The sequence below is a fragment of the Sphingobium sp. genome (genome assembly GCF_049304695.1).
GTDB lineage: Bacteria > Pseudomonadota > Alphaproteobacteria > Sphingomonadales > Sphingomonadaceae > Sphingobium.
The window spans coordinates 1-8,105 of sequence record NZ_JBAQOK010000048.1; the positions used below are offsets into that span (position 1 = coordinate 1).

Sequence of the window (8,105 nt, forward strand, 5' to 3'; positions counted from 1 at the left end):
CCGCGATCAGCAAGTTCAGCCCAGATGCACGAAATTCCTGATTTTCCAGCGAGCGATCGGTGAACCGGCCCTGCCGGTTGGTATAGATGGCGGCGGCAAGCGTGTGCCGCGCTTCGCCTTTGTTGAGACCGGCCTGACAGGCACGGCGCAGTTCCGGTTGTTCGAGCCAATCGAGCGTGAACAAAGTGCGCTCGATACGGCCCAGTTCAGCCAATGCAAAATCCAGCCTGTTCTGGCGTTTGTAGGCGGCAAGCTTTCGCAAGATTACTGACGGCGCCACCGTGCCATCCTTGATTGAGGCGACAATCCTGACGATGTCATCCCAATCAGCCTCGATCGCTGCGGTTTTGATGGTGCGGCCCATCAGGCTTTCGATGCCCTTGTATGTCGATGGCGCAGCGATCGAACCCAGTTTGCGGTCGGCAATATCGCGCAGTCGGGGCGCAAAGCGGAACCCGAGCAGGTGGCAGAGTGCGAAAACATGATCGGTCGCGCCGCCGGTATCGGTATAGTGCTCATGCAACGGAAGGTTGCCAGCGCCCAGGACAAGGCCGTCGAGCACGTAGGGCGCTTCACCTGCCGTCGCGGACATGATCCGTGATCCGAATGATGCGAAGTGATCGGAAAGGTGGGAATAGATTTTCACGCCAGGTTCGGTTCCATATTTGGCATTGACGTCCGCCGCCCCCGAACGGCTCCGCCCCGACCGGAAGAACTGGCCATCGGACGACGAACTGGTGCCAGCACCCCAATGCCGCGCGAAGGGTAACTCGTGGTGGGCTGAGATAATCATGGCCAGTGCGGCCTGATAATTGTCGGGGGAAAGGTACCAGTTGTGGGTCCATGCGAGCTGGGCATAGCTGACGCCTTCGCTGGCATTGGCCATCCTCTCCAGCCCGAGGTTGGTGCCGTCAGCCAGAATTGCGGCGAGTACCGTGCTGGGGTTGTCATGCTCCTTGCCTGAACGCAGGTCACGGAATGCGTTCAAAAAACCAGTGCGTTCGGCGACTTCAAGCAGCAGCTCGGTGATGCGCACGCGGGGAAGCAGGGTATCGAGCTTACGATCGAGGGCTTCAGCTTCCGGTGGGGTGACAGGCGGCATTTTCTGAAGCTTGAGCCGGTCTCGTTCGAGCGACACTCCCTCAAGCTTGTTTGCTTTCAACTGTTTGGCAAATCGGCGCAGCCGCCAGTCAAGATTTCGTGACCGGTCAGCGAGGTAGGACGCAGCATTTGAATCGAACGGAAGCGCATCGGCCACTTTGGCGGCGTCGCGCCGACCCAGCAAATAGGCATCGAAGCACTGATAGTTGCGGGTTCCCTCGATCCATACATCACCGGCGCGCAAACGATCGCGCAAGGTTGCCATGATCGCAATTTCATAACGTCGGCGGTCGATACGGCCGTTTTCGGTGATGAGGCGCTTCCATTGCCGATTGGGGAATGGCAGTGGAACGCCATCGGGAAGGTCGCGCGACTTTCGTGTGTTCGCATCGCGAATGACATCGATAGCCTTGAGTAGTGCCGATCCGCTTCCCGATGTCTTGAACGCGAAAGCGTCCAGAAATGCTGGGCTGAAACGCCGTAGCGTGGCGTAACGCTCGGTTGCCGTTACCAGTGCGTCCTCGCCGGCAAGATCAGCAAGGGCATCGACTTGGGCCCTTGCCGCAACAAGTCGGTGCCAGCCCACCGCTTCGTCAATCAATTCGAACGGATCGCCGCCATTCTGGACAGCCTCATCAAGTGCTGTGATTGTGGCACCAAACAGCCGCATAAGTTGCCCCACCGACTGAATGCTGTCTTGATAGCGACGTTCGCGCCCACGTCGGGCACGCGTGAACATGCCGCCGATAAGCCGGTCAAACATCTGGACCGCCGCGTCGGCAAGTCTGGCCTCAAGGTCGATCACTGCGGCCGTCAACGTCGCCCGCCTGCGATTGACACTGTAATCCGACAGGAGGAATGCCGGTGCCACGCCGCCTTCGCGGAGAAACTGGGTAAAGCGGAATTCCGGAATGGCGCCCCCAACTGCCGGGTCGACACTTATGCCGCGAACATAGCGCAGGCGCTCAAGCAAGCCATTGATATTGGCCGCAGTCGGGGCTTCTTTGAAATTACGCAACCACGCCAGCGGCGTCATGCCGAAATCCGGGTTGTTGATTACGAGTTCGTCTAGCCGTGTCAGTTCAGCAGAGCTGAGGCCTTCGACGATTGCGGCTGCGGCAGCTTTGCGTGCGCGTGCCCGGCCAGCAAGACCGGCGCGTTCCAGCGTGTCGCCTGACGGAAGAATGAACCGCTCACCCTTCAGGCCAACCATTAGGGCGCGAACAATCGGTTCACCTCTGTCTGTATACTCGGCGGCCTGCGCGGCAAGATTCAGGGCAAGTGCCAGGTCGCCGCGTCGAAACGGGCGTATGCCAAGATAACGCGCCACGAGATCGGCATGATCGGTACGTGTTTGCGCGCGCTGACCATATGCAGAGAAGGAGGAAGGATCGACGAATAACTGTGCCGCGAGGTACTGAAGAATGACGTCGGGAAGCCCGATCTCGGGTTGCAGACCAAAGCCGGGATGTCGCATCAAAGCGATTTGTGCAGCCAGACCGAGGCGATTTGCTGGACCATAGCGGCGCCCAACCAATTCAACATCTTCCGCGGAAAGGGTATAATGCCCAATGATCGCGATTTCCTCGACAGGAGGATCGAACAGGCGCTGTCGCTCGTCTCCGGTCAGAAGTCGGCGCCGTGCCATTTTGCTCTCCCGCTGAGTCGAACGACAAAATTAACACCAAAGCGGCTCGCGCTGGAGGGTGTCTATTCGTTGTAGATTGATCCCCGAGCAATCACCCGGCGCAGCAAGACAGTTTGGCGACATCCTTATCAAACGTTTGGGCCGCCAGTTTGAGGCCTTCCACAGTGGTCAGGTAAGGAAATATCGTTGCACCCAATTCCAGGGTGGTCATGCCATGTTTGATCGCCAGCACCAGTGTCTGGATCGAATCCGCGCCTTCGGGTGCCATGATCTGGCCACCCAGCAAACGGTCGTTTGCCTTGTCGGCAACCAGTTTGATGAGACCCCGCGTATCGCGTGCTGCCAGTGCCCTTGGCACAGCGTCGAGCGGGAGCAGCGAAACATTGATGTCCAGGCCTTGCGCCCGTGCTGTAGTTTCAGTGAGGCCTGCGCTGGCGACTTGCGGGTCAGTGAAAACGACGGATGGCATGGCGGAATTGTCGTAGCGGTATTGGTTGCCCGTCACCGCGTTGCGCGCGGCCAGTTTTGCGGCATAGGCGGCCATGTAGACGAACTGGTCCCGTCCCGTTACATCGCCCGCCGCGTAAATGCCTGAGACCGACGTTTCGAGGTGGTCATCGACGACGATTCCACCATTACGGGCAAGCACTATGCCGCGCTCCTCCAACCCAAGCCCGTCGCTATTGGGTCGGCGTCCGGTGGCAATCAGCACCTGTTCCGCCGCGACGGTGTCGCGATGCCCCTCGCAGGTCAATTCGACCCCGCTCTGTGTTTGGGCGATACGCTGATAGCCGACACCTGCGCAAACCCGCACGCCCTCGGCTTCCAAATAGTTTTTTAGCGCGGCACTCACTTCCGGGTCCATTTCGGGAAGCAGGCGGCTTCGGCAGCAGATGGTGACATCAACGCCCAGACGCGAAAACATCTGTCCCAGTTCAACCCCAATCACCCCGCCACCGATCACCAGCAGCGATTTGGGCAGGCGATCCAGCGCTAGCGCCGATGTGCTGGTTAGGTAGGGCACGCTGTCCATCCCCGGAATCGGCGGCACGGCGGCGTGCGCACCCATCGCCAATATGACCTTGCCGACTTTTATCGGCACATCGTCAACGATCAGCGCACCGTCTGCGAAGCGTGCCTTGCCCTCGATATAGCTTACCCCGGAATAGGCGGGCAGAAGATCGACATATTTTTTCTGGCGCAGCGTGCTGACCAATTCATCCTTTGATGCCGCGAGCTGCGCCCAATCGCCTAGTTGAATGTTACCGCCAAGGCCGGGAAAGCGCGTGGCGGCTCGCCCACCGTGCACCGCCTCGGCGGCACGGATCAGCGTCTTGGACGGAACGCAGCCGACATTGACGCAGGTGCCGCCAATCGTGCCATGGCCGATCAGCGCGACTTTCGCCCCGAGTTCGGCGGCGGTGATCGCGGCGGAAAAACCCGCCGAGCCCGCACCGACGACGGCCACGTCATATCCATCCCGCCCAGGGCGGTTGCAACAATCGTTCATTGGATACAGCTTTCTTCAGGCGCGACGGGCGCCGTCATTCAGTTTTGAATAGCGCGCGCCGTATAACCCGCATTGGTCGACGCAGCGGCAATCGCAGCAGCATTCGCGCGGCGAGGATCATATGTTACGCGCGCGGTCTTGGCGGCGAAATCAACCGTCACCGCGCTGACACCTGCCACGCCTTCCATCGCCTTCTTCACGGTGATCGGGCAGGTGGCGCAGGTCATGTTTTCGATGGCAAAGGTGGCTTGCCTCTGAGCGGTTGCGGTGGCCGCAGGGCGATCCTGTGCTGAATTGTCAAGTGCTAGGGCGACCCCGCCACCGGCGGTTGCCAGCACGGCCAGCCCAATGAGTATAGTCTTCTTCATGGGTGTACCCTTTCAATAAAACCAAGGTGCCCACCAGTCGATGGTGAGCGCGAGGATGACGATGGCGAGACCCAGCCACAGCACCGCTTTGGTAGTGCGGGCCGATTGCGGACGAGCGCAATATGAGCCGTCCTCACAGGGTGGGTTCGGCTTGAAATAGACATGCCAGAAGCCGTAGCCGAGCAGAGCCAGCGTCACCGCCGCGACATAAGGCTTGTAAGGTTCGAGCGCGGTCAGGTTGGCGATCCACGCGCCGGATATGCCAAGCGTAACGAACAGGAGCGGCACGACGCAGCAGGCGGAGGCCAGCCCCGCGCCGATCAGCGCGCCCGTGGCGACCCAGTTCGCCCGCTTCGGCTCGTCGTTTTCAGTGAGGGCTGACTGTCCTGATTCAGGCGCTGAGGCCATGCCGCAAATCCTTTCTTCCGCCTTCGTGATTCGCAGTGTAGCCTCTGTAGTAGGTACAGACTCAAGAGGTTTTTCATGCAGCCACAATCTGGCATTTTACGCGCTCAGCTTGCCCGGAGGACCGGCTGCAATCTCGAAACCGTCCGCTATTACGAGAAGGTCGGATTGCTGCCAGCACCGGCGCGCAACGCCAATGGCTACCGGGTCTATTCGCCGGAACTGGTGCAAAGGTTGCAGTTCATCCTGCGCGCCCGCGATCTGAGCTTTGCGATGGATGAGATTCGGTCTTTGTTGTCGCTGACCGACGTTGGAGCGCAAACGTGCGCAGAGGTGATGGGGAGAACCCAAGCACACCTTGACGATGTCCGTCGCCGTATTGCCGATTTGCAGAAGATAGAGGCGGCGCTGGCGACAACATTAGACAAATGCACCGGCGACGACGTTGCCGAATGTCCTATTTTGGACGCACTTCAGTTTTCGTCCGTATAGGACAAGTGAGGCCGCTATTTTTGCGGGATTTGATCTTCTGTCGTCAATCTGGAGTATAGTCTACCTGGACGTCAGGATGCTTGCGGTAATTGTGTCAGATAAGAACGCCGAATCACATTTCTTGACATATGCGTACCAAGTTTATAGAGTCCAACCTGACATATTGGCCAGGAGCGGACGATGAATGGGCAAAAGATCGGATACGTCCGGGTCAGTGCATTCGATCAGAATGTCGATCGCCAACTGGATGGTGTCGCACTCGACAAGATTTTCACCGACAAGGCATCGGGCAAGGACGTCGACAGGCCACAGCTTGAAGCCATGCTATCGTTCATCCGCGAGGGGGACACGGTGGTCGTGCATAGCATGGACCGCCTCGCGCGCAACCTCGACGACCTGCGCAAGCTGGTCCAGTCCCTCACCAAGCGGGGCATCCGGATCGAATTCGTCAAGGAAAGCCTGGCGTTCACGGGTGAAGATTCGCCGATGGCCAATTTGATGCTGTCGGTGATGGGGGCATTTGCCGAATTCGAGCGGGCCTTGATCCGCGAACGACAGCGCGAAGGGATTGCTGTCGCCAAACAGCGCGGCGCCTATCGCGGAAGGAAGAAGTCGCTTTCCGATGACAGGGTGGCCGAGTTGAAGCAACGGGTTGCAGCTGGCGAGCAGAAGGCTACCATCGCTCGCGATCTTGGGATCAGCCGGGAAACCCTCTATCAGTACCTTCGATCAGCGACATGAAAAGCCTTTCCCGCCTTTGTCCATGAAATCGTTGTCTGACGCACAAACCTTGAGGCGACGCCGGGATCAGTTGCTGGCGGTTCTCGGCGGCTTTGAGCCGTGCCTGATCGGCATCGAAGCCTGCGCGACAGCGCATTACTGGGCGCGGCAGCTCCAATGCCTGGGCCATGAGGTGAAGCTGATGCCGCCTGCCTACGTGAAGGCTTATGTGAAGCGGAACAAAAATGATGCAGCCGATGCCGAAGCGATCTGCGAGGCGGTGAGGCGACCGACGATGCGCTTTGTGGCGATCAAGTCGGCCGACGCGCAGAGCGTGCTGATGTTGCATCGCGCCCGTCACCTGCTGGTCCGGCAGCGGACCGCGCAGGTTAGTGCGCTGCGCGCGCATCTGGCCGAATATGGGATTGTGGCACCCAGAGGCCGCGCCCATGTCCGCGAGCTCGTCGGCGTTCTCAACGCGGGCGAAGCAGCGATCCCGGAACTGGCGCGGCAGACATTGCTGCTGATCGCCGGCATGATTGATGGCTTGAGCCAACAGATCCGTCAGATCGAGATCGAGTTGATGGCTTGGCATCGCGCCAATGCCGCGTGCAAGCGTTTGGAGACGATCCCCGGCATCGGGTTTATCACCGCCACCGCGCTCGTTGCGACCGTCGGCGACGCCGCTATCTTCCGTTCCGGTCGCCAGTTTGCCGCCTGGCTGGGGTTGGTACCCAAGCAACATTCCTCCGGCGGGAAGGAGCGAATGGGCGCGATATCGAAGATGGGGGATCGCTATCTGCGCCATTTGCTAGTCGTCGGCGCAACCGCCGTTGTCCGCTACACCCGGCGCAAGCAGACGACCGTCAGCATCTGGGCGAACCAGCTGCTCGAGCGCAAGCCCGCAAGGCTGGTGACCGTCGCGGTCGCCAACAAGATGGCCCGGATCGCCTGGGCCGTGATGGCGCGCGATGAAAATTACCGCGCCGGTCCGGTAACCGCCTGACCTGGCGCCAACCACTTTGGGCAGGAGAGAACGACACGCGTGATGCCGATCCGGGGCTTGCCGGGGATGGAAACAACCTGAGTGATTCAACGCGCATCACAGCGCGCCAGCTTGATGAGGATCCCATCCACCGACACCATCATGGCCAGCGGCCTTTCACGCCGCGCAAACAGGCCGGACACATGAATGAACCTGACCCGGCTCAGATCAACGCGTCAATTTCCCCCTTGCCCAACAGGGGCCGTCCACACATGAATCACATCTTACCCCGCTTGGGAATCCCGCAACCGATTCAAATCAGCCAGGACAGACTCTAGGCGCTGCGCACCTGGGTAACGGCGTCGGCCGGGTTTCGTTTCAGCTTGATCGAAGTATTGAAACTCCAAAACGGTGATCGGCGAGCCATCTTCTCCCTCACAACGATAGCGCGCACATTCCTCCTCCATCGGCAGAGCCTCTATGCCGCTTCGGGTGCAAAGAGACTGAGCATATCGACCCGCCTCGCCAACAGGTCGTCGAGCGTGTAGCTGTCGAGCACGGCCATGAATGCGGCAAGCGCCTCGCGAAGAACGCCCGTCGCTCCGCACGCCGGCGCGATGATGCAGCTTCCGCAATCGACCAGATCGAACCCATCCTCCGTGTGCCGCACGACGGATCCGATGATAATCTCACCCGGCGGTCGCGCGAGCCGAATTCCGCCAAGACGTCCCCGAGCGCTCGCTACAAAGCCTGCTTTTCCGAGGTCGTGAACCACCTTCATCAAATGGTTTTGCGAGATCGCATAGGCACCCGCCATCTCGGAAATCGAGCATAGCCGATCAGGCCGCGCTCCAAGGTAAAGCAGCACCCTGAGGG

8 protein-coding genes are annotated in these 8,105 nt (G+C 59.8%); 3 read left to right on the forward strand and 5 right to left on the reverse strand.

All coding sequences use genetic code 11. The annotated features are described in order from the left end of the window. The 4 genes from WA070_RS07245 to WA070_RS07260 all read right to left on the reverse strand — a co-directional run. Nucleotides 1–2,749 (reverse strand): Tn3 family transposase (locus WA070_RS07245; protein WP_422633428.1); only part of this gene is annotated, 2,749 nt, incomplete at its 3' end. 91 nt (nt 2,750–2,840) lie between these two features. Continuing rightward, entirely contained in the window at nt 2,841–4,259 is a 1,419-nt protein-coding gene (gene merA, locus WA070_RS07250) for a mercury(II) reductase (RefSeq protein ID WP_422633429.1), read from the reverse strand. Between the two features lie 38 nt (nt 4,260–4,297). Further along, complete coding sequence (locus WA070_RS07255) at nt 4,298–4,627, reverse strand: heavy-metal-associated domain-containing protein (protein WP_081096816.1); 330 nt, start codon at nt 4,625–4,627, stop codon at nt 4,298–4,300. A 12-nt stretch (nt 4,628–4,639) separates the two neighbouring features. Further along, on the reverse strand, nt 4,640–5,035 hold the full coding sequence (locus WA070_RS07260; protein ID WP_007015440.1) for a mercuric transporter MerT family protein: 396 nt from the start codon (nt 5,033–5,035) through the stop codon (nt 4,640–4,642). Between the two features lie 75 nt (nt 5,036–5,110). Here WA070_RS07260 and WA070_RS07265 point away from each other — a divergent pair, with 75 nt between their 5' ends. From WA070_RS07265 to WA070_RS07275, 3 genes are all read left to right on the forward strand, one after another. Next, on the forward strand, nt 5,111–5,524 hold the full coding sequence (locus WA070_RS07265) for a MerR family transcriptional regulator (protein ID WP_007015439.1): 414 nt from the start codon (nt 5,111–5,113) through the stop codon (nt 5,522–5,524). Between the two features lie 180 nt (nt 5,525–5,704). Continuing rightward, nucleotides 5,705–6,265: a recombinase family protein gene (locus tag WA070_RS07270; protein WP_062348316.1), complete on the forward strand. Its 561-nt coding sequence runs from the start codon at nt 5,705–5,707 to the stop codon at nt 6,263–6,265. Further along, on the forward strand, nt 6,177–7,250 hold the full coding sequence (locus WA070_RS07275; protein WP_422633430.1) for an IS110 family transposase: 1,074 nt from the start codon (nt 6,177–6,179) through the stop codon (nt 7,248–7,250). Before WA070_RS07270 ends, WA070_RS07275 begins: the two co-directional genes overlap by 89 nt. 457 nt (nt 7,251–7,707) lie before the next feature. On the opposite strand, the gene WA070_RS07280 is transcribed toward WA070_RS07275, so the two are convergent. Further along, nucleotides 7,708–8,105: Rrf2 family transcriptional regulator (locus WA070_RS07280; protein ID WP_422633431.1), on the reverse strand; the 398-nt coding region annotated here is incomplete at its 5' end.